This is a genomic window from Ruegeria sp. SATB027, from assembly GCF_059613825.1.
Genome location: NZ_JBXWTH010000040.1, coordinates 155,057 through 172,939, shown reverse-complemented (window position 1 = coordinate 172,939; position 17,883 = coordinate 155,057). Strand labels below are relative to the sequence as shown.

The 17,883-nt window shown below is 59.2% G+C and carries 20 protein-coding genes and 1 tRNA gene; 13 read left to right on the top strand and 8 right to left on the bottom strand.

From position 1 onward, the window contains the following. Positions 1 to 13 precede the first annotated feature (13 nt). Both AC2FPW_RS11185 and AC2FPW_RS11180 read right to left on the bottom strand, forming a co-directional pair. A complete protein-coding gene (locus AC2FPW_RS11185; RefSeq protein ID WP_496813723.1) occupies positions 14 to 988 on the bottom strand; it encodes an isopenicillin N synthase family dioxygenase in 975 nt (324 codons plus the stop codon). After that, positions 988 to 2,352, bottom strand: a complete 1,365-nt coding sequence (locus tag AC2FPW_RS11180) for an FAD-dependent oxidoreductase (protein WP_496813721.1) — start codon at positions 2,350 to 2,352, stop codon at positions 988 to 990. The genes AC2FPW_RS11185 and AC2FPW_RS11180 overlap by 1 nt, the downstream gene beginning before the upstream one ends. A 189-nt stretch (positions 2,353 to 2,541) precedes the next feature. On the opposite strand from AC2FPW_RS11180, the gene AC2FPW_RS11175 reads away from it, so the two are divergent. Beyond that, positions 2,542 to 3,360, top strand: a complete 819-nt coding sequence (locus tag AC2FPW_RS11175; RefSeq protein WP_496813720.1) for a methyltransferase domain-containing protein — start codon at positions 2,542 to 2,544, stop codon at positions 3,358 to 3,360. A 71-nt stretch (positions 3,361 to 3,431) separates the two neighbouring features. Beyond that, on the top strand, positions 3,432 to 4,772 hold the full coding sequence (gene proS, locus AC2FPW_RS11170; RefSeq protein ID WP_496813718.1) for a proline--tRNA ligase: 1,341 nt from the start codon (positions 3,432 to 3,434) through the stop codon (positions 4,770 to 4,772). Positions 4,773 to 4,900: 128 nt separating this feature from the next. On the opposite strand, the gene AC2FPW_RS11165 is transcribed toward proS, so the two are convergent. Next, entirely contained in the window at positions 4,901 to 5,260 is a 360-nt protein-coding gene (locus AC2FPW_RS11165; protein ID WP_267366022.1) for a hypothetical protein, read from the bottom strand. Between the two features lie 17 nt (positions 5,261 to 5,277). Then, positions 5,278 to 5,598: a hypothetical protein gene (locus tag AC2FPW_RS11160; protein WP_496813717.1), complete on the bottom strand. Its 321-nt coding sequence runs from the start codon at positions 5,596 to 5,598 to the stop codon at positions 5,278 to 5,280. Between the two features lie 18 nt (positions 5,599 to 5,616). On the opposite strand from AC2FPW_RS11160, the gene AC2FPW_RS11155 reads away from it, so the two are divergent. Together AC2FPW_RS11155 and AC2FPW_RS11150 are read left to right on the top strand one after the other, a co-directional pair. After that, complete coding sequence (locus tag AC2FPW_RS11155) at positions 5,617 to 6,912, top strand: lipoprotein-releasing ABC transporter permease subunit (protein ID WP_267366021.1); 1,296 nt, start codon at positions 5,617 to 5,619, stop codon at positions 6,910 to 6,912. Beyond that, positions 6,905 to 7,591, top strand: a complete 687-nt coding sequence (locus AC2FPW_RS11150; RefSeq protein WP_480831513.1) for an ABC transporter ATP-binding protein — start codon at positions 6,905 to 6,907, stop codon at positions 7,589 to 7,591. The genes AC2FPW_RS11155 and AC2FPW_RS11150 overlap by 8 nt, the downstream gene beginning before the upstream one ends. Here AC2FPW_RS11150 and AC2FPW_RS11145 read toward each other — a convergent pair. After that, entirely contained in the window at positions 7,575 to 8,012 is a 438-nt protein-coding gene (locus tag AC2FPW_RS11145) for a DMT family transporter (protein ID WP_267366019.1), read from the bottom strand. The two genes, AC2FPW_RS11150 and AC2FPW_RS11145, sit on opposite strands and share 17 nt — an antisense overlap. 97 nt (positions 8,013 to 8,109) lie before the next feature. On the opposite strand from AC2FPW_RS11145, the gene AC2FPW_RS11140 reads away from it, so the two are divergent. Then, positions 8,110 to 8,523: a c-type cytochrome gene (locus AC2FPW_RS11140; protein WP_267366018.1), complete on the top strand. Its 414-nt coding sequence runs from the start codon at positions 8,110 to 8,112 to the stop codon at positions 8,521 to 8,523. Here the strand turns inward: AC2FPW_RS11140 and AC2FPW_RS11135 are convergent. Both AC2FPW_RS11135 and AC2FPW_RS11130 read right to left on the bottom strand, forming a co-directional pair. Next, complete coding sequence (locus AC2FPW_RS11135) at positions 8,520 to 9,206, bottom strand: hypothetical protein (RefSeq protein ID WP_496813716.1); 687 nt, start codon at positions 9,204 to 9,206, stop codon at positions 8,520 to 8,522. The genes AC2FPW_RS11140 and AC2FPW_RS11135 overlap by 4 nt on opposite strands. A 42-nt stretch (positions 9,207 to 9,248) precedes the next feature. Continuing rightward, positions 9,249 to 9,911: a DNA-3-methyladenine glycosylase I gene (locus tag AC2FPW_RS11130; RefSeq protein WP_496813715.1), complete on the bottom strand. Its 663-nt coding sequence runs from the start codon at positions 9,909 to 9,911 to the stop codon at positions 9,249 to 9,251. Between the two features lie 418 nt (positions 9,912 to 10,329). On the opposite strand from AC2FPW_RS11130, the gene AC2FPW_RS11125 reads away from it, so the two are divergent. The 5 genes from AC2FPW_RS11125 (at position 10,330) to AC2FPW_RS11105 (ending at position 15,766) form a co-directional block, all read left to right on the top strand. Beyond that, positions 10,330 to 11,280, top strand: a complete 951-nt coding sequence (locus AC2FPW_RS11125; RefSeq protein ID WP_496813713.1) for an ABC transporter substrate-binding protein — start codon at positions 10,330 to 10,332, stop codon at positions 11,278 to 11,280. A gap of 10 nt (positions 11,281 to 11,290) precedes the next feature. After that, on the top strand, positions 11,291 to 12,340 hold the full coding sequence (locus AC2FPW_RS11120) for a quaternary amine ABC transporter ATP-binding protein (RefSeq protein WP_496813711.1): 1,050 nt from the start codon (positions 11,291 to 11,293) through the stop codon (positions 12,338 to 12,340). Beyond that, positions 12,337 to 14,403 carry an ABC transporter permease gene (locus tag AC2FPW_RS11115; protein WP_496813709.1) on the top strand — a complete coding sequence of 689 codons (2,067 nt, stop codon included), beginning with the start codon at positions 12,337 to 12,339 and terminating at the stop codon, positions 14,401 to 14,403. The genes AC2FPW_RS11120 and AC2FPW_RS11115 overlap by 4 nt, the downstream gene beginning before the upstream one ends. Positions 14,404 to 14,508: 105 nt before the next feature. Next, positions 14,509 to 15,174: an NnrU family protein gene (locus AC2FPW_RS11110; RefSeq protein ID WP_496813708.1), complete on the top strand. Its 666-nt coding sequence runs from the start codon at positions 14,509 to 14,511 to the stop codon at positions 15,172 to 15,174. A 70-nt stretch (positions 15,175 to 15,244) separates the two neighbouring features. After that, positions 15,245 to 15,766, top strand: a complete 522-nt coding sequence (locus AC2FPW_RS11105) for a DUF2478 domain-containing protein (RefSeq protein WP_480582967.1) — start codon at positions 15,245 to 15,247, stop codon at positions 15,764 to 15,766. A 231-nt stretch (positions 15,767 to 15,997) separates the two neighbouring features. Here the strand turns inward: AC2FPW_RS11105 and AC2FPW_RS11100 are convergent. Continuing rightward, a tRNA-Tyr gene (locus AC2FPW_RS11100) sits at positions 15,998 to 16,081 on the bottom strand. Positions 16,082 to 16,197: 116 nt separating this feature from the next. Between AC2FPW_RS11100 and rlmB the strand changes: the two genes are divergently transcribed. From rlmB to AC2FPW_RS11085, 3 genes are all read left to right on the top strand, one after another. Next, on the top strand, positions 16,198 to 16,968 hold the full coding sequence (rlmB, locus tag AC2FPW_RS11095) for a 23S rRNA (guanosine(2251)-2'-O)-methyltransferase RlmB (RefSeq protein ID WP_496813707.1): 771 nt from the start codon (positions 16,198 to 16,200) through the stop codon (positions 16,966 to 16,968). 15 nt (positions 16,969 to 16,983) lie between these two features. Then, on the top strand, positions 16,984 to 17,265 hold the full coding sequence (locus tag AC2FPW_RS11090; RefSeq protein WP_267363344.1) for a hypothetical protein: 282 nt from the start codon (positions 16,984 to 16,986) through the stop codon (positions 17,263 to 17,265). A 98-nt stretch (positions 17,266 to 17,363) separates the two neighbouring features. Further along, positions 17,364 to 17,822, top strand: coding sequence for a YHS domain-containing (seleno)protein (locus AC2FPW_RS11085; RefSeq protein ID WP_496813705.1), 459 nt, complete (start codon positions 17,364 to 17,366; stop codon positions 17,820 to 17,822). Positions 17,823 to 17,883 lie beyond the last annotated feature (61 nt).

Below are 17,883 nucleotides of genomic sequence, written 5' to 3'. Positions count from 1 at the left end.
GCGTTTGCAGGGGTCAGCCGCGCAAGGTTCCCAATTCAGGCGTGTCTTTGGTGGCGGTCTCATCGGGCCAGTTCGTACGCCAAATCTCGGCCGACCAGTGCCCGCAATGAACCACCGGGCGGTCAAAGCCGGGCAGGGGTGGCAGCAAAGGCGCGACGACGACGTCGTGACGGGGCACCGCGAAATAGGGAAAAGAATACCGTTCCTGACCCGATCGGTTCACAACCCGATGGGGCGTGGATTTCAACCGCCCGCCCGACCACAGTTCAAGCATGTCACCGATATTCACCACGAAACCACCGGGCGGGCAGTCGGGCGTGATCCAGCCGCCGCTGCGGGTCTGCACCTCAAGCCCGCCCACCGGATCGGGGGCAATGATGGTCAAGGCGTCGGTGTCCTTGTGCGGGTGGATGCCATAGCCTGCCTCATCTTCGGCCTGAGGCGGGTAATGCAACAGGGTCATGTTGGTCATCGGGTCCCGGAATGCACCGCGCAGCGAGTCGGCTTTCAAATCCAACCCTGCTTCTAACGCGCCCAGCAACAGATCGGTGACGCGATCCAGTTTCCGCCAGTAACCCAGAATGACCTCTTTCGCGCGTGGTACATCGTCCGGCCAGAGGTTCGGCCCGTATAACGCGCAATTCTCACGAACCGGGTCGTCTGCTGCGACCTCGTGATGCAGTTTGTACCCCTCGTATTTGTCGGCTTTGCCCGAGCCATCATTGGGTGTGAAGAACCCCATGGGAATATAGCCGCGATAGTTAGCGCGGGTGATGGCCTGATCCCATTTTCGTGCGTCATCGACGGCAAAAATCTCTCGGGTGATCTGACGCACCTTATCCACGGTCTGCCGGGATACGCCTGTTCCGGTGATCGACAAAAAGCCGATCCCCTGACAGGCCGCAAGGATGTGCCGGACCGTCGCGTCATAGGCTTCGGTTCCCGGGGCAGTCAAAGGCGCGATGTCAATCGTTGGGATATTGTCCATCAGTGAATCCTCACCCCCTGGCGTTGCAGTTCCGCGTGAACAGGTGCCAGATTCAGCTGATCCAGCTCCTGATTGCTTTTCAATGATACCGCTGCGGCGATTCCCGCGCCCTGACCCATGACCGCGCAACAGGCCATGTTGCGCGTGGCGGCATGCGCCACCCGGTCCGCGCCATGTGACCGTCCTGCAACCAGCAGGCCTTTGATGCCCTTGGGCAGCATCGACCGATAAGGGATTTGCATATACCGCCCCGTAGTTGGCAGGATCAGAATGCCATAGCCGTCGATGAACTCGGGATAGATACCTATTGTATCCTCGAACCGGCCCTGATGGCGGGCATCGTTTTCGGTCATGTTGTAAACCGCGTCGATCTTGCGGGTGTCGCGGATGCCGATGGTCATCCCAAAATTCCGCAAACGAGCGTTTTCGCAACCGGGCATGAACCGGCGCAGCGCGTCGATGGCCAGCATGGTCTGGCGGCGGCCTTCAATCTCGCCGCGCGTCAGGCTGTCGGGGTCGGTGCCATCGATCTCGGCCAGATGGATGAGGTTCATGTAGGTCAGCTCGCCCGTGTCATGCATCGCGCCCCAGGTTCCGGCGATGGTATTCAGGTGCGGCGGGATCAGCCCCTCATCAATCGCTTGCTGGAACGGTTTGTGCACGAAGGGTGAGAACATGTCGTCCTCTTTCCCCGAGGTTTCGATATTCCACTCTCCGCCGCCGCCCCAGTCCTTGTAGGTCTGCGGGTCAGCTTTCACACCTTCCATGAAGGCGCGTTTATCGACGCCCGCCAGATGGAACATGACCGAAGCCGCCATCATGTCCTCGCGCGGAGTTTTGTGGGTCGGCGCGCCCGCGCGGTGGGCCACATCGGCGTCGCCGGTGGCATCGATGACCAACTTGGCCAATATCGCCTCACGCCCGGCCTTGGATTCGGTGATGATGCCAGTGATCCGGTCCCCTTCAATGATGGGGGCGACGAATTGCCGGTGCAGCATTGGGTGAACACCCGCCTCTTCGACCAGCTTGTCCGCCACCAGCTTGAACCCTTCGCTGTCCAGTTCATAACTGAGTGACTGGCTTTCGGGCACCGCCGCGCCCATCTCTTTGGCGCGGGTTTCGAACTCCATCCCGATGCCGCCGGCCTCGACGGTTTGCTCGTGTCGGTACCAGGCGAATCCTTCGACGCCGACGGCAGTGATGTTGCCGCCCATGCAGCCGAACCGGTCAACAAGGGACACGTCTGCGCCCGCACGGGCCGCTGCCAGCGCTGCTGCCAACCCGGCGGGGCCAGAGCCCACGACCAGAATATCGGTCTGACGGATGACAGGTATCTGCCGGGCGGGTTCCTGAATTGTCTGCAACAGTGCCTCCTGGGGTTGGTGTTCCCGCCACAATTGGAATTCCCAATTGGCGGGTCAATCAAAAACCCGACTGACCTTGGGTCGCAAACGCGCCATTGCCGGGCGTCGCGTTCACAGTCCGCCAGCGCGGAGGGCCGACGAGCTGGCCGTAACATGCTATACTGTCGCCCTGCCTTGGGGGACGAAGCAATGCCCGACATCTATCAGAGCCTGGATCAACAGGGGGAAGACACGGTTCGCGTCGTCGCGGACCGTCTGGAGTTTCGCGGCGAAATGCCGGATTTCATAAAAATGCGCGAACGCTATTTCGACCGGCTCGACTGGGCCTCGTGCCACCGCGTCGTCGATCTGGGCTGTGGCACGGGCGTCGTGACGCGGGCGCTGGCCGACCGGGTGCAATCGGAGTGCGAGATTGTCGGGTCGGATCTGGCAGCGGAACTGATCAAGGTCGCAACGGAAAAAACGGACGCTGCGGGGTTGGCGGGGCGCATTCGGTACGAGGTTGCGGATTCCCGGAACACCGGTGACGGCGAAGGCAGCTTTGATATCGTCGTCGCGCATACGGTGATCAGCCATGTGGCGGACCCGGCGGCGATGCTGGAGGAAGCCGCGCGACTGGCGCGGCCCGGCGGCACGATCGCCATTTTCGATGGCGACTATGCGTCGTTGACCATCGGCGCTGGTGACCCTGACGCCAACGCGATGGCGGTGGACGCGATCTTGCAGACGGTGGTCGGCAATCCGTTCGTTCTGCGGCATCTTCCGTTCCTGGCCCGGCAGACAGGGCTGGATGTTTCCGGTTTCATCCCGGAATTGCTGGCCGAGGCTGGCCAGACCTCGTTTTTCGGAAACATGATCGACGCCTATGTCGGCCCCTGCATTCAGGCCGGCGCAATCGACGCCGAGACCGCCCGGAAATGGGCCGAAGGTCAGAAAACAGCCGCGCGGGAAGGCACGTTCTTTGGTTCGTGCAACTATTACACCTATTTGCTGCGCAAGCCTGAATGATGCGCCGCCTTGCCTAGCCTTTGTGGATCGCGTAGAGCATTCGGGCTTTCGCTAGACAAATAGGATCGTTCATGCGCCTCAGCCGTTACTTTCTGCCCGTTCTCAAGGAAAACCCGTCCGAGGCCCAGATCGTTAGCCACCGGCTGATGCTGCGTGCCGGGATGATCAAGCAGGCTTCTGCGGGGATATATTCCTGGCTGCCGCTGGGTTTCAAAGTGCTGCGCAAGCTGGAAAACATCGTCCATGAAGAACAGGCCCGGGCCGGTCACATCGCGATCCAGATGCCCATCATCCAATCGGCGGATTTGTGGCGCGAATCCGGGCGCTATGACGATTATGGGCAGGAAATGCTGCGGATGAAGGACCGGCATGACCGGGACATGCTGTTCACGCCCACGGCCGAAGAACTGGTGACCGATATTTTCCGCGGTCACATGAACAGCTACAAAGACCTGCCACTGACCCTCTATCAGATCCAGTGGAAGTTCCGCGATGAAATCCGCCCGCGTTTCGGCGTGATGCGGGGGCGCGAGTTCTATATGAAGGACGGCTACAACTTCGACCTCACCAAGGAAGACGCGCTGCACGCCTATAACCGCCACCTTGTCAGCTATCTGCGCACCTATGAACGGATGGGTCTTCAGGCGATCCCGATGCGCGCCGATTCAGGCCCCATCGGCGGCGATGACACGCATGAGTTCCTGGTTCTGGCCGATACCGGTGAATCCGAGGTCTTCTATGACAGCGCCGTCACCGATCTGACCTTTGGTGATCGTGAGATCGACTATGACAGCCGCGAACAATGTCAGGCGATCTTGGAAGAGTTCACCTCGAAGTACGCGCGCACGGATGAAACGCATGACGAGGCGCTGTTCAATCAGATCCCCGAAGAACGCCGCCGCGTGGCGCGCGGCATCGAGGTGGGCCAAATCTTCTACTTTGGCACCAAATACTCCGATCCTTTGGGTGCAACTGTCCAAGGCCCGGATGGCAAACCGGTTCCGGTTCACATGGGTAGTCATGGCATCGGTGTTAGCCGCCTTGTCGGTGCGATCATCGAGGCCAGCCATGACGACAAGGGCATCATCTGGCCCGAGGGCGTGACCCCGTTCCATTGCGGTATCGTCAACCTCAAGCAGGGCGATGAAGAAGCCGATGCAGCCTGTGACAAGATCTACACGGCGCTGACAGCTTTGGGTCTGGAGCCGCTCTATGACGACCGCAACGAACGCGCTGGCGGTAAATTCGCCACGATGGACCTGATCGGTTTGCCGTGGCGGATCACGGTCGGCCCGCGTGGTCTGAAGAATGGTGTGGTTGAACTGACCTGCCGCCGCACTGGCGAAAGCGAGGAACTGAGCCCTGAAGCGGCCGTCACCAAAGTTGCTGAGATTTACCAGCAGATCGCCTGAGCGACCATCAGTTGCTGCATGAAGCGGGCGTTGAAACACGCCCCGTGATCCAGAAGGGGTGCCGGAGGCTCAGATCTGGCGGCCCTTCCCAAGCTACCTGAAGGCCGACCGCGTCAGTCGGTCGGTTCTCAGTTTTGATCCGACGTCGGGCGCTCGGCCAGGACGTCTCCGTTGGCTCCGTCACCTGTGGCCACAACAATCGGGCGGCCAAGGCGGCTGATCAGTTCGCGAAACTCGATATCCAGAAAGCGCAATCCGCAAATCCGCGCATCGGTTGCCCGATCCGTGATACACAAACGGCCTTGCCGGAAAACCAGACGATATCCTTTGTCTTTCAGGATGTCTGCCAGATTGCCCCAGCTTGCCGCGGTGACAAAGATCGGCCGGATGGCCGCGCGCAGCAAGGCTGCGGTTTCACAATCCAATTCTGTTGAAGCCTGACGGGTCGAAATTGCACCCGCGCCATTGGTTGAAATTCGTAAATTCATTGAGCGACCCCCGCTCTTTAAATGTGTTCCCCCATGGTTAGGGTGGCAAAGTTTCTGAAAATAATCAAAAAGAGTAATAAAATTTCGCACTTATTGTTGCCTTTACGATTCAGTGGCTCACGATGTGCGATGATTAACGTCATACCTGAAACAATCACCTTCTGTCTGTGATGCGCTTCACAACTCATGGTGTAGCGCCCGAATTGGAAGACACCTGTTTTGCACGTGTATTTTGATCGTGCCACGAAACGATTCGGCTCTTTCAGGCTGAGGAACGAGTTCAGAGTGACAACCGGCTTGACCATTGGGCGAAATGCCGAAAGGGTCGCCGCAAACAAGAAAGCCCCGGAGCAGGCATGGCCAAGACACCCCCGCCCTTTGCCCCTTTTGAATGGAAAATCGCCTGGCGATATCTGCGCGCGCGCAGGGCCGAAGGCGGCGTCAGCGTGATGACATGGATATCACTGATCGGGATCACACTTGCCGTGTTTGCACTGATTGCAACGCTGGCTGTCCGTTCAGGTTTTCGCTCTGAATTTGTCGGCACCATTCTGGGTGCCAATGCGCATGTGACGGTCTATTCCTCGGGTGAATTTGACGCTCAGGGCCGGGTGGATCGGACGATTGCCGACTACAACGAACGCACCGACCGCATAGCGCAGGTGCCCGGAGTTGAGCGTGCCGCACCGCTGGTGAAGGGGCAGGTACTGATCACCAATCGCGACAGCAGCAGCGGGGTCGAGGTGTTTGGCATCCGACCCGACGATCTGCTCGACCTGCCGGGTATCGCGCAGGCGGAACAGGCGGCGGGGGACCTGTCGGATTTCCAGACGGGCGAGGATGTCATCGCCATTGGATCGGGTGTGGCCCGCAGCATCGGGGCCACTGTCGGGGATGTGGTCAAACTGACCTCGCCCAACGGGGTCAAAACCGCCTTTGGCACGTCGCCGCGCGTGAATGCCTATCGCGTTGTCTATGTGTTTTCGGCCGGTCGCTATGACATCGACCGCACCCGCGTCTACATGCCGTTTTCGCAGGCGCAGGGCTTTTTCAACCGTGAAGGTGTGGCGGATGAGATCGAAGTGATGGTGGACAAGCCCGAAGACCTTGGCCCGATCCTGATTCCCATTCTTGAGGCGTCGGGCGAGCGCAGCCAGATTTGGACGTGGCAGGACGCATCCGGCGGCTTTCTGCGCGCGCTCGAGGTTGAGGATAATGTGATGTTCATCATCCTGTCGATCCTCGTTCTGATTGCAGCGATGAACATCGTTTCGGGCCTGATCATGCTGGTCAAGAACAAGGGGCGCGATATCGGTATCCTGCGCACGATTGGCCTGAGCGAAGGATCGGTTCTGCGTGTCTTTTTCATCTGCGGTGCGTTCACCGGCCTGATTGGCACTGCAATGGGGGTCATCCTGGGATGCCTCTTTGCAATCTACATTGATCCGATTTTCTCATTCGTAAACTACGTGATGGGCGGTGGCGTGTGGGATCCGTCGATCCGTGGCATCTACGCCCTGCCGGCCGAACTGCATCTGAGCGATGTGCTCAAGGCGACGGGCCTGTCGCTTGGCCTGTCTTTCATCGTCACCTATTTCCCCGCCCGCCGCGCGGCGCGGCTGAACCCGGTCGAGGCGCTGCGCTATGAATGATGTCACCTTGCGACTGAACGGTTTGACCAAGACCTACCTCAAAGGCACACCGGGCGAGGTGCAGGTTCTGCGCGGGGTCGATCTCGAGCTGCGCGCGGGTGAGGCCGTGGCCATGGTTGCGCCGTCAGGGGCGGGCAAATCAACGCTTTTGCACATTGCCGGTCTGCTGGATCGGCCTGACGACGGAACCGTCGAAATCGGGGGGCAGAATGTGAACGGCAAGGGCGACCGAACCAGAACGGCGTTGCGTCGGCAGGATATCGGGTTCGTATATCAGTTCCATCACCTGCTGCCCGAGTTTACGGCGCTGGAAAACATCACATTGCCGCAACTGGCCAATGGCGCGTCCGAAAAAGCTGCTCAGGCACGGGCATTGGATCTGCTGGACCGTGTGGGCGTCGCCCCGCGCGCCAGCCACCGCCCTGCGGCGCTTTCGGGCGGTGAACAACAACGCGTGGCTTTTTGTCGGGCGCTTGCCAACGCGCCGCGTGTTTTGCTGGCAGACGAACCGACAGGCAATCTGGACCCTGAAACTTCGGATCAGGTGTTCGATGCGCTGATGAAACTTGTGAGGGACGACGGTTTGTCGGCGTTGATCGCGACCCACAACCTCGAACTGGCGGCGCGCATGGACCGAATGGTCCGGCTTGAGGGCGGCGTGCTCAGGCCAGTTGAGTGATTGCAACACCGATGGCCATGACCGCGATACCACCTGCCCGCATCAGGGTGAGGGGTGCAACCTGCGCGCCGAACAGGCCGAAGTGATCGATTGCCGCGGCACTGATCAATTGCCCCAACAGGACAAAGAACACGGCGTTTCCCACACCGAAATGCGGGGCGACATGGGTGATCGACAACACATAGAATGCAATCAGGATGCCAGCGAACAACAGGTGTTTCGGGGCCTGCGCAACCTTGGACAAGGCTGCAAAACCGGGAAACAACAGCATGGTCAGCACCGAGGCGGCCAGGGCAATTGCAAACAGCACCACAGCTGCCGTTGTCGGTGATCCGATGACCTTGCCAAGGGCCGCGTTAAGAGCGGCCAGTATCGGAATTCCAAATCCGGCGGCCAGCATGATGGCTGCGTATTGTGTCATTGCCCGAACCCTCTGCACCTGTTTCGTTGATCTGGATCATTGCGCCCATATGCCTGTCGGGCAACCCTGCAAATGTCAATTGTGACAGGAGGATACGATGTTCAAGGCAACGATCGGTATGCTGGTTCTCGGGGTTTCGGCTGCTGCCGCACAGGCTGCTTGGGCGCAGGATGCCGCGACCGGAGAGGAACTCTATTTGCATTACTGCGCGACCTGTCACGGGATTGACGCAACTGGGCAGGGGCCGATGGCCAGTGTGCTGGTTGTTCAGCCGTCCGATCTGACCGCATTGTCCAGCGAAAGCGGGGTGTTCCCGACCGCCCGCGTTGTCGCCCGCATCGACGGCAGGGATCCGCTGGTCAGCCATGGCAGCCCGATGCCGGTCTATGGCCCTTATTTTGACGGGCAGGACACATCCATGAAAACACCGGAAGGTCAGCCGATCCTGACCAGCCAGCCGATCGTTGATCTGGTGGCGTATCTGGAAACCCTGCAGCGCGCCCGGAACTAACTGCAAATCCCCTCGATCCTGGCTTCGCTCCACGGGATCAGGACCGGGCGCTCGCGCCCCTGTTCCGGCAGGGGCGACAGATCAAAATGGGCACCCAGCATGTCATGAAGTCTTTTGGTGCGCTTTGCCTGAGGGGCCAGCGCGCGACAGCACACGTATTCCTCGACGATCGCGCCCTGCTGTTCGAACCCGTAGGTCAGAAAATCCGGAGAAGTTTCGAGGTCGAACAGATACGGATCCCTTCGGCCCCCATGTTCCGCCGCAGCGCGCAGGGGATGGTAACCCGTGGTCCGGCGATTCTGCCATTGCCAGACATGCGTCAGCTCATGGGCCAAAAGCATCGCGGCCAGCAGGTTCATCTGATCCGGAAAGTCGGACATATAGTCCTCCAGATACCAGTCGCGGGCAAAGTAGACTTTGTTGAACAGGGCCACGGCGGCAGGTTTGCCCGTCACCGGCCCGGGATCCACCGGGGGCAGAATGCGCTCGCGGCAGGCCAGTCGCGGGCGTTCTTCACGGAAATACGTCACGTTTGCCACCGGGGCACCTTCGACCAGACGGATGTGATCCAGATTCAGGGTTCCCCCCTGAATGGTTTCCGCAAAACCGCGCTCCTGCTCGGTCAACTCACGACCGCAGGCGGCCAGCAACAAAAAAGAAGCAAAGAATATACGCAGAACCATAAGTTGAATCTTATTCCGCTCCGGGTATTCCGCAAACCGTTTTCACAGACTCATGGCCAGAACCCGGCTGATTTCCGTAAGTGATCGCCCGGACTGACCCATCCATGTATTAAAGGCGTTCTGAACCGCCTCCATCGCTTTCTTCGAGGTGGCAGGCTTGTCGATCACACCTTCGGCAATCAGGCGGGCGGTGACATCCTGGGACAGAATGAAGCTGTCCCGCCCGGCAAACCGCATCGCGTACTGTGCCGAAGCGCCGCCCAGTCGGGCCCCGCGTTTGGCCAACATGGCCAGAAGATTGACGTAGTCATCAGATGGCCAGCCGCCCAGCACTTTACCCACGCCGCCTTCCTCGCGCAGCTCAAGCAGGAACGCAGCGTTATCCCGTACAGCCGCGATCTTGGTTCCATTCCTGACGATGCGCGTATCCTGCAACAGGGTGTCAAACTTCTCATCATCCATGAACGCGCATCGCCCCACGTCGAACCTGTCAAAGGCTGTTTCGAACCCGTCCCATTTGTTTTCGATGACTTTCCAGTTGAAACCGGCCTGAAAGATGCATTTCGTGATGATCGACAGCCAGCGGTCCTCGGGTATCGCTGCCAGTTCCTCAGGGGTTTTCGGTTTGCTCAGTTTTGCGTCCAGTGCTTCTGGACCGCCGTGGCGCGCAGCTGCGATTTCAAAGATTTCGTCAAACGTTCGCATCTGTCTAACCTTGATGTTGCCCGACAATGAATGTTTGTCTTTTGTTCTTGTTTGGCAATAAAAAATATGACCGTTTCCAGATTTGAGGCAGTCCCCGGAATAACCGAATTCGCAGAAAAATGCGGTTTTTTGAAAGAAGTTCTCGACAAAAGGTGGCAAAATGTTTTCTGATTGACTCGTCAGTCAATGTCCCGTCTTAGCGAAATGAAACAAGGGCTAGCCGGGTTGGATGCGTAAAGGGAGCCGGGAGGGGGAAACAATCTGGCACAAAGATCTTTTCCACAATTTGGAAACGGATCACTGTTCTTTTCCAGCCAAATTTGTGCATGCTGCGGCATGGCATTGTCATCAGACAGAAAGACCGGCGGGAGAATCCTTGCCGGGATGGGCAAAACAAATATGACAGGGAGTTAAGTCCATGAAAAAACTAAGTGTAAGCCTAATGGCTCTGAGCGTTGCAGGCGTGGCGCAGGCGGCGGATATGGGCGCCGTGGATGAACCGATCAAACTGGCGATCAACGAATGGACCGGTCAGCACGTCACCACGCATGTGGCGGGTGAGATGCTCAAGGCAGCCGGGTACAACGTCGAATATGTGACCGCTGGCATGATGAACCAGTTCCAGGCGCTGGCCGATGGCGACATCGACGCGACACTGGAAATCTGGTCTTCCAACGTTTCCGATGAATACGCCAAGAAAATCGGTGAAGGCACTGTGGTCGAAATCGGTGATCTGGGTCTGGATGCCAAGGAAGGCATCGCATACCCGGCGCATGTGGCCGATCTGTGCCCGGGCCTGCCCGCATGGGAAGCGCTGAAAGATTGCGCGCAGGTCTTTGCGACGGCGGAAACTCTGCCCGGTGGTCGTCTGGTCGATTACCCGGCCGATTGGGGTACTCCGGGCGCGGATCGCATGACCGGTCTGGAATTGCCTTTCAAAGCCGTACCTGCAGGGTCCGAAGGGGCGCTGATCGCGGAATTGCGCGCTTCGACCGAACGCAAATCGCCACTGCTGATCACCTTCTGGCAGCCGCATTGGGCGATGTCGGCCTATGACGTTCAGTTCGTTGAACTGCCCGCCGGTGAAGAGGCGTGCTTCAGTGATCCGGCCTGGGGCCCGAACCCGAACGCTGTCAATGACTGCGACTTCTCTCCCTCGCGCATCTTCAAAGCCGGCTGGAGCGGTATGGAAGAGAAATGGCCAGCAGCCTTTGAAATCTTGACCAACTATCAGCTGGCGGTTGAAGACCAGCAGCCGATGATGGGCGCGATCGACGTTGACGGCGGAAAGGTCGAAGAAGTTGTCGCCGCATGGATGGCTGAAAACGAAGGCAAATGGCGTCCGGTTGTAGACGCGGCAACCCAGTGAGCCCGCGTAAGTGACGGACACGACTATGCCAGCCATCGCCTGCCAGAATCTCTGGCAGGTGTTTGGCCCCGGCGCTGACAAAGCCCTGACCGACGCGCTGTCTCGGTCAGGGAATGACGCAGACAAGGCTGCCGCCGCCCTTCGGGAACAGGGGCTGATCCCTGCCGTTCAGGATGCCAATTTCGAAGTTCAGGAGGGCGAGCTTTTCGTCATCATGGGCCTGTCAGGCTCGGGCAAATCCACGCTGATCCGCTGCATTTCGCAGCTACTGCCCGGCACGGGCGGTGAGATTCGGGTGGACGGCGAAAATGTCATCGGAGCCTCGAAGAAGGCCCTGACCGAGTTGCGCCGCAAAAAACTGGGCATGGTGTTCCAGCATTTCGGCCTGTTCCCGCATATGACCGTTTCCGAAAACGTGGCCTATCCGCTGCGTGTGCAGGGTGTGGGCAAAAAGGAACGGCTGGCGCGCGCACAGGAGGTGATCTCACTGGTCGGTCTGGAAGGGCGCGAAGACAGCTTTCCGCGCCAGCTTTCAGGTGGCCAACGTCAGCGTGTGGGCATTGCCCGCAGCCTCGCCGTAAATCCCGATATCTGGTTTCTGGATGAACCGTTCTCGGCCCTCGACCCATTGATCCGCCGCCAGTTGCAGGATGAATTCCTGCGCATTCAGGCGACGCTGAAGAAATCCATCGTCTTCATCACCCATGACATTCAAGAGGCGCTGAAGCTGGCCGACCGCATTGCAATCATGCGCGACGGCAAGATTGTTCAGATCGGAACGCCCACAGATATCGTGTTGCGCCCGGTGGATGGTTACGTGCGCGAATTTTCGAAGGATGTCGCCAAAGGTCAGCACGCCAAGGTCGCCTCGGTCATGCGGAGCGAGGCAGAATGTGGCCCGGATGATCCCGGCCTCACCACCTCGATGACGCTGGATGCAGCCCTTGCGCATTGCATGGAGCTGTATGAACCCGTGCCCGTGCGGGATGAGGCGGGCAATGTCGTCGGCACGGTGCATCCGTCCGATCTGGCCGCAGCTCTTCAGGTGGACGAGACATGACCGCCATAACCGACCTCCCGACACGGCGCAGCGCGCAGTTGACGGCAGGTGCGAAGGCCGCCCTGATAACGGTTATCGTCGGTGCAGTTTGCCTTGCGCTCGAGGGTATCGCCCCGTGGCTGGTCAAATGGCCCGCCGCGTGGGAACTGCCTGCAACCCAATGGGTTGGCGCGTTTCTGGACTGGTTTCTGAACCTGATCAAACCGGCAATGCGGCTGTTTTCGGACCTGATGACCCACCCAATGAACTGGGCGAATTTCGTGCTGGGCAATACGCCTTGGCCCATCCTGATCGGGATCGTAACCGCGTTGGGCTGGTATCTGGGCGGCTTGTCCATGGCCGCACTTGGCTTTCTGGGCCTCAGCTTTGTTTTGGCCTCGGGCTATTGGGCCGAAAGCATGAATACGCTGGCGCTTGTCGCCGTGTCTGTCCCTGTGGCGCTGGTCATTGGGGGCGGTATCGGCATCCTCGCCAACGAAGTGCCAAAGGTGAAATCCTTTGTGCAGGCCGTGCTGGATATCATGCAGACGGTGCCAACCTTCGCTTATCTGACACCGCTGCTGCTGCTTTTTGGCTTTGGCCCTGTTGTCGGTCTGATCGCTTCGGCCATCTATGCAGCACCTCCAATGGCGCGCAATGTGATGCTGGGATTGGAACGGGTAGAGCCCGAGATAAAAGAGGCGGCCATTATGTCTGGCGGCACTCGGTTCCAGCAACTGTTCCAGGTCGAAATCCCTGCCGCCACCACTCAAATCATGGTCGGTGTGAACCAATGCCTGATGGCTGCTCTGTCGATGGTTATCATCGCCGCCGTCATCGGCGGGTTCAACGATATCGGCTGGGAGGTTCTGCTGACCATGCGCAAGGCGCAGTTCGGCGAGTCGCTGATGGCGGGTCTGGTTATCGTGGTCTTTGCCGTGGTGATCGACCGGATGAGCGGCACTTTGGCGACCGAGCGTAAACGCTATGACAGCCGTGTTGTCTGGGCGATGTTGGGTTTTGCTGTTATCTTCACGGCGGCCTTCTGGGCGTGGTTGCCAAACCCTGCGGAGCTGACCCTGCTGGACCCGATGGCCGAAGCCGTGGACAGCGGCCTGACCGCATTCACGCAGGCCAACGGCCAGTGGCTGGACGCCCTGAAGAACAACTCGCTGTTCTATATTCTGCTGCCGCTGCGGATCGGGCTGGATCAGGCGGTGCTGCCCTTCACATGGGGCTTCCAGTGGACGTCGAGCATGAGCTTTGGCCTGTTCGCGGCCGATGCCGGGATTGCGCTTTTCATGGCGTGGCGCGGACGGCTGACTGGTGGGCTGGTCGTTCTGATTCTGATTGGAATGCTGGAAACCGGTATCGCGAACCTGCCGTGGCCCTTTGTCCTGACTGGCGCTGCCGCGCTGGGCTGGGTCGCCGGGGGCTGGCGTTTGGCCGCGCTCTGCGTGGGGCTGCTCTGCACCATCCTCGTCTCGGGCCTGTGGGAAAGGGCGCTGCTGTCGCTTTATCTCAGCGGTGCAGCGGTATTTACCTGCGCTTTGGCGGGTGGGCTGATCGGCCTTGCCAGCGCGGTATGGCAGCCTGTGTGGAACGTGGTTCGACCGATCTGTGACATGTTGCAGACGATCCCCCTTTTCGTGTTCCTGATCCCGGTGCTGATGGTGTTCCAGATTGGCGAGTTCTCGGCCTTTCTGGCCATCTGTGCCTATGCGATTGTCCCGATGATCCGCTACACGCGGCACGGGCTGGTCAATACACCGGATGAGATGATGGAGGCCGCAATTTCAAGCGGTGCGACCGAGTGGCAGATTTTGCGCGATGTGAGGGCGCCTTATGCGGCCCCGACCATCCTGCTTGGGCTGAACCAGACCATCCTTTATGCCTTTGCCATGCTGGTCATCGCGGCACTGATCGGGACCACCGGTCTGGGCCAGTCGATCTATCTGGCGCTGGGTCAGGCGGATGTGGGGCTTGGTATTTCGGCCGGGGCCGCGATGGCGATTCTGGCACTGATTGCCGACCGCATCGTGCAGGGCTTTGCCGAAGAACGCCGCGCGGCGCTTGGGCTGTAATACAGGCAGGGGCGGCGTATCCGCCCCTGCGACCCAACTTGATTTCGGGCAAGGAAGTCGCTGCCCTCTCACTCTAGACCGACCCCAACACGTTTGGAGAATATCATGACCGGTTGGGGCCTATTTCTTGCAGCACTCATCGTTTTCCTGCTCAGCCATGCAATTCCTGTACGGCCCACCGTGCGGGGATGGCTGATCGGCACGCTCGGGCGCCGGGGGTATTTCGCGGCCTATTCACTTCTGTCGCTGGCCGTGCTGGCCTGGCTGATTGTCGCCGCTGCAAACGCCCCTTATGTCGAGGTCATCCCGCCGTTCGCAGTCTTGCGCTGGGTGCCAATACTGATCATGCCCGTGGTGTGCTGGCTGGCTGTGGCCGGGCTAGCGATCCAGAACCCGTTTTCTTTCGGAGGGATAGGTAAAAGGCCATTTGACCCCGAACACCCCGGTATTCTGCGCTCCACTCGCCACCCGATCCTTGCTGCGCTGCTATTGTGGTCCTTGGCGCATCTTCTGGCCAATGGAAGCCTGTCACATGTGATCCTGTTCGGCCTGTTTGCCGGATTTTCTGTTATGGGCATGGCCCTGATCGACAGGCGTAAATCGCGTGAGATGGGTTTTGAATGGGTCCGGTTGTCGCGAAATACGGCGCGGTTCTCACTGCGCTTACCGCGTCCATGGCCACGCCCTTGGATCTGGCTAACCGCACTGGCCGCTTACGCGGTTCTTCTTCACCTGCACGCACCTGTGATCGGTCTGTCGCCGCTACCTTGACTGGAGGAGTGGTCGGGCAGCCCCTTGCGTGCTATTTGAAACGTCACAATCGATTTACAAGAGGTCCAAGATGCATCTGGCCTATGTCACCACCACCGACCGCGGCGCGACGGATCGCCTGCTCAGCGCTGTTGCTGAACGTCTGCTGGCGTCTGGCGCGAAACTGGCCGGTGTCGTGCAAACGAACACGGAATGTACCGACAGCAGCAAGTGCGACATGGATGTCCGCGTGTTGCCGGATGGTGAAACCATCCGAATCTCACAATCACTGGGCACCCAGTCGCGCGGCTGCCGTCTGGACCCGGCAGCGCTGGAACAGGCGGTGGGATATGTGACCGCCTCTCTTGCGAACGCACCGGACCTGCTGATTATCAACAAATTCGGCAAACATGAATCCGATGGGCGCGGTTTTCGCCCCGTAATCGGCGAAGCACTGGCGCTGGATATTCCGGTGCTGGTCGGCGTGAACGGGCTGAACGCCGAAAAGTTCAACACCTTCGCCGAAGGTGCGGCCGAAGAGCTGCCTGCCGATTTGGACGACATCGTAGGCTGGTTCAACCGCATAGCGCAGATGCGCCCGGCTGCGGAATAGGCGCGCACTCGACCGACGCGTTGATCTGAACGTCATGACATGCGGTGGCGAAGGCCACGCGGCACCTTTCGTTCACAATCCGGTCGCGTTAGCGCCGGGTTAAGATGTGTAAAACGGATCAGATCTGTCGCATCTGAGAATGACGGCAGACCAACAGCAATAACACAGCTGACAGACAATAACGCAATGCGGACTACACGTCCTGACCATCGTCGAAATATGTTGGAAAGATGGTGGGCGACCCTGGAATCGAACCAGGCGTGCGTCTCCGCGAGGGAGTTACAGTCCCCTGCCACACCTTGCGGCCTGTCGCCCACTGTCAGGCGTTGCACCTGACGTGGAGGCGTGATTACTAGCGCACCAAAGGAGCGTCAACAGGAAAATTTCCCTTTGGCGCAGGAAACCGAATTCCCGGCCCGGAGGCCCGTAAAATGAAGAAACCCAAATGGGTCGTCGAAAAGGAACAGGCGCGCAAAGCTGCTGCTGCGGAAACCGTCTGGCTGTTTGGCCTGCACGCCGTTCGCGATGCGCTGATGAACCCGAAACGGCAAAAACTACGCCTGATGGTGACGCGGAATGCGTGTGACAAACTGGCGGAAGCTATTGAATTTGCGGGGATCGAGGCCGAGATGGTCGACCCGCGCAAGTTTTCTGCGCCCATCGATGCTGGATCCGTGCATCAGGGCGCAGCGCTGGAGGTCAAGCCGTTGGAATGGGGCAGTCTGGCAGATAACTGCATCGGTCGCGAAAACCCTCGCGTCATTCTGCTGGACCGGGTCACCGACCCGCACAATGTCGGGGCGATTCTGCGCTCGGCCGAAGTTCTGGGGGCCAGTGCTGTGATCGGCACACGTCACCATTCCGCGCCCGAGACCGGGGCACTGGCAAAAACCGCCAGCGGTGCGCTTGAGCGGCAGCCTTATCTGCGGGTGCGCAACCTTGCGGACGCGATTGTCGAGCTTCAGGGCATGGGCTTTCTGGTCCTTGGGCTGGACGGAGAAGCCGACATGACAATCGAAGGTGTGCTAAGCGATGGCCGTGACCGCCCTGTCGCGCTTGTGCTGGGCGCGGAAGGTCCGGGCTTGCGGCAGAAGACAAAGGAAACCGTGGATCAGTTGGTTAAAATTGACGCAGCCGGGGGATTTGGTTCGCTGAACGTCTCAAATGCTGCGGCAATCGCCTTATATGCATCGCGACCCTGAGCAAAGGAGAGCGTCATTCCCGGTCCTGCCAAAATCGCGACCTGCTGCTATTGCGGCACCCGGGCTGCCTTGATCCTGAAAGGCAAGGAACGGCACGAGCTTAGCTGCTCCAGCTGTGGAGCGCCGCTGCACAACCTGAAGATGTTGCCCGCGCGGAAAGTACACAAACCCGAACCGCTGCGCGTAGCTGTGTCTCATGCTGCCCCTCGGAAAGCAAAGCGCAAAAAGAGGAAGAAGACCATGCTTGCGCGCGTGTTCGACGAAGCATGGGACGTGATCGAAGACATCTTTGACTAAGTTTCAACTGGCGAACACTCGTTCACATCCGCGTCAACAGGGGTTCCGAAAAACGCGAAAAGCTGCATCTTGATGGTCTTGAATGTGCAGATTCCCATATGACGATGCTGAACCGACGTACTTTTATGAGCTCGCTGAGCACTGTATTGCTGGCTCCTGCCGTGTTTGCGCAGGACAACCCCGTGTATTACGCCACTGACGGTGTGGCGTTGGCGGGGTATGATCCCGTGTCCTATTTTGACAGCGACGCGCCTTCAAAAGGGGCACCCGAAAACGCGGTCATGTGGAAGGGCGCCCGGTGGCATTTCAAATCGCAGACAAATCGCGAGCTCTTTGAAGGCAACCCGCGCGCCTTTGCGCCGCAGTTCGGTGGTTATTGCTCATATGCCATGGCGAAGGGAGTACTGAAAAGCACGGATCCCAAGGCGTGGCAGGTGGTCGATGGGCGCCTTTACCTGACGCATTCGCCCGAGGTCGAGGAAATCTGGCAGCAGGATCGGGCAGGGTACATTGCGATGGCCGAGGAAAACTGGCCCGCAATTCTCTACGGAAAATAGGCGACCGTCAGATAATTGTGAAAAGTCATCACAAAAATGCGCCACCCCTCTTTTTTTTAAC

What these genes read in the sequence shown, in the direction of transcription:
- AC2FPW_RS11115 (WP_496813709.1), top strand. Translation starts at nt 12,337, where the DNA reads ATGACCGCCATAACCGACCTCCCGACACGGCGCAGCGCGCAGTTGACG.
- AC2FPW_RS11125 (WP_496813713.1), top strand. Translation starts at nt 10,330, where the DNA reads ATGAAAAAACTAAGTGTAAGCCTAATGGCTCTGAGCGTTGCAGGCGTG.
- AC2FPW_RS11130 (WP_496813715.1), bottom strand. Translation starts at nt 9,911, where the DNA reads ATGCGAACGTTTGACGAAATCTTTGAAATCGCAGCTGCGCGCCACGGC.
- AC2FPW_RS11175 (WP_496813720.1), top strand. Translation starts at nt 2,542, where the DNA reads ATGCCCGACATCTATCAGAGCCTGGATCAACAGGGGGAAGACACGGTT.
- AC2FPW_RS11145 (WP_267366019.1), bottom strand. Translation starts at nt 8,012, where the DNA reads ATGACACAATACGCAGCCATCATGCTGGCCGCCGGATTTGGAATTCCG.
- proS (WP_496813718.1), top strand. Translation starts at nt 3,432, where the DNA reads ATGCGCCTCAGCCGTTACTTTCTGCCCGTTCTCAAGGAAAACCCGTCC.
- rlmB (WP_496813707.1), top strand. Translation starts at nt 16,198, where the DNA reads ATGAAGAAACCCAAATGGGTCGTCGAAAAGGAACAGGCGCGCAAAGCT.
- AC2FPW_RS11105 (WP_480582967.1), top strand. Translation starts at nt 15,245, where the DNA reads ATGCATCTGGCCTATGTCACCACCACCGACCGCGGCGCGACGGATCGC.
- AC2FPW_RS11135 (WP_496813716.1), bottom strand. Translation starts at nt 9,206, where the DNA reads ATGGTTCTGCGTATATTCTTTGCTTCTTTTTTGTTGCTGGCCGCCTGC.
- AC2FPW_RS11110 (WP_496813708.1), top strand. Translation starts at nt 14,509, where the DNA reads ATGACCGGTTGGGGCCTATTTCTTGCAGCACTCATCGTTTTCCTGCTC.
- AC2FPW_RS11140 (WP_267366018.1), top strand. Translation starts at nt 8,110, where the DNA reads ATGTTCAAGGCAACGATCGGTATGCTGGTTCTCGGGGTTTCGGCTGCT.
- AC2FPW_RS11150 (WP_480831513.1), top strand. Translation starts at nt 6,905, where the DNA reads ATGAATGATGTCACCTTGCGACTGAACGGTTTGACCAAGACCTACCTC.
- AC2FPW_RS11155 (WP_267366021.1), top strand. Translation starts at nt 5,617, where the DNA reads ATGGCCAAGACACCCCCGCCCTTTGCCCCTTTTGAATGGAAAATCGCC.
- AC2FPW_RS11165 (WP_267366022.1), bottom strand. Translation starts at nt 5,260, where the DNA reads ATGAATTTACGAATTTCAACCAATGGCGCGGGTGCAATTTCGACCCGT.
- AC2FPW_RS11185 (WP_496813723.1), bottom strand. Translation starts at nt 988, where the DNA reads ATGGACAATATCCCAACGATTGACATCGCGCCTTTGACTGCCCCGGGA.
- AC2FPW_RS11085 (WP_496813705.1), top strand. Translation starts at nt 17,364, where the DNA reads ATGACGATGCTGAACCGACGTACTTTTATGAGCTCGCTGAGCACTGTA.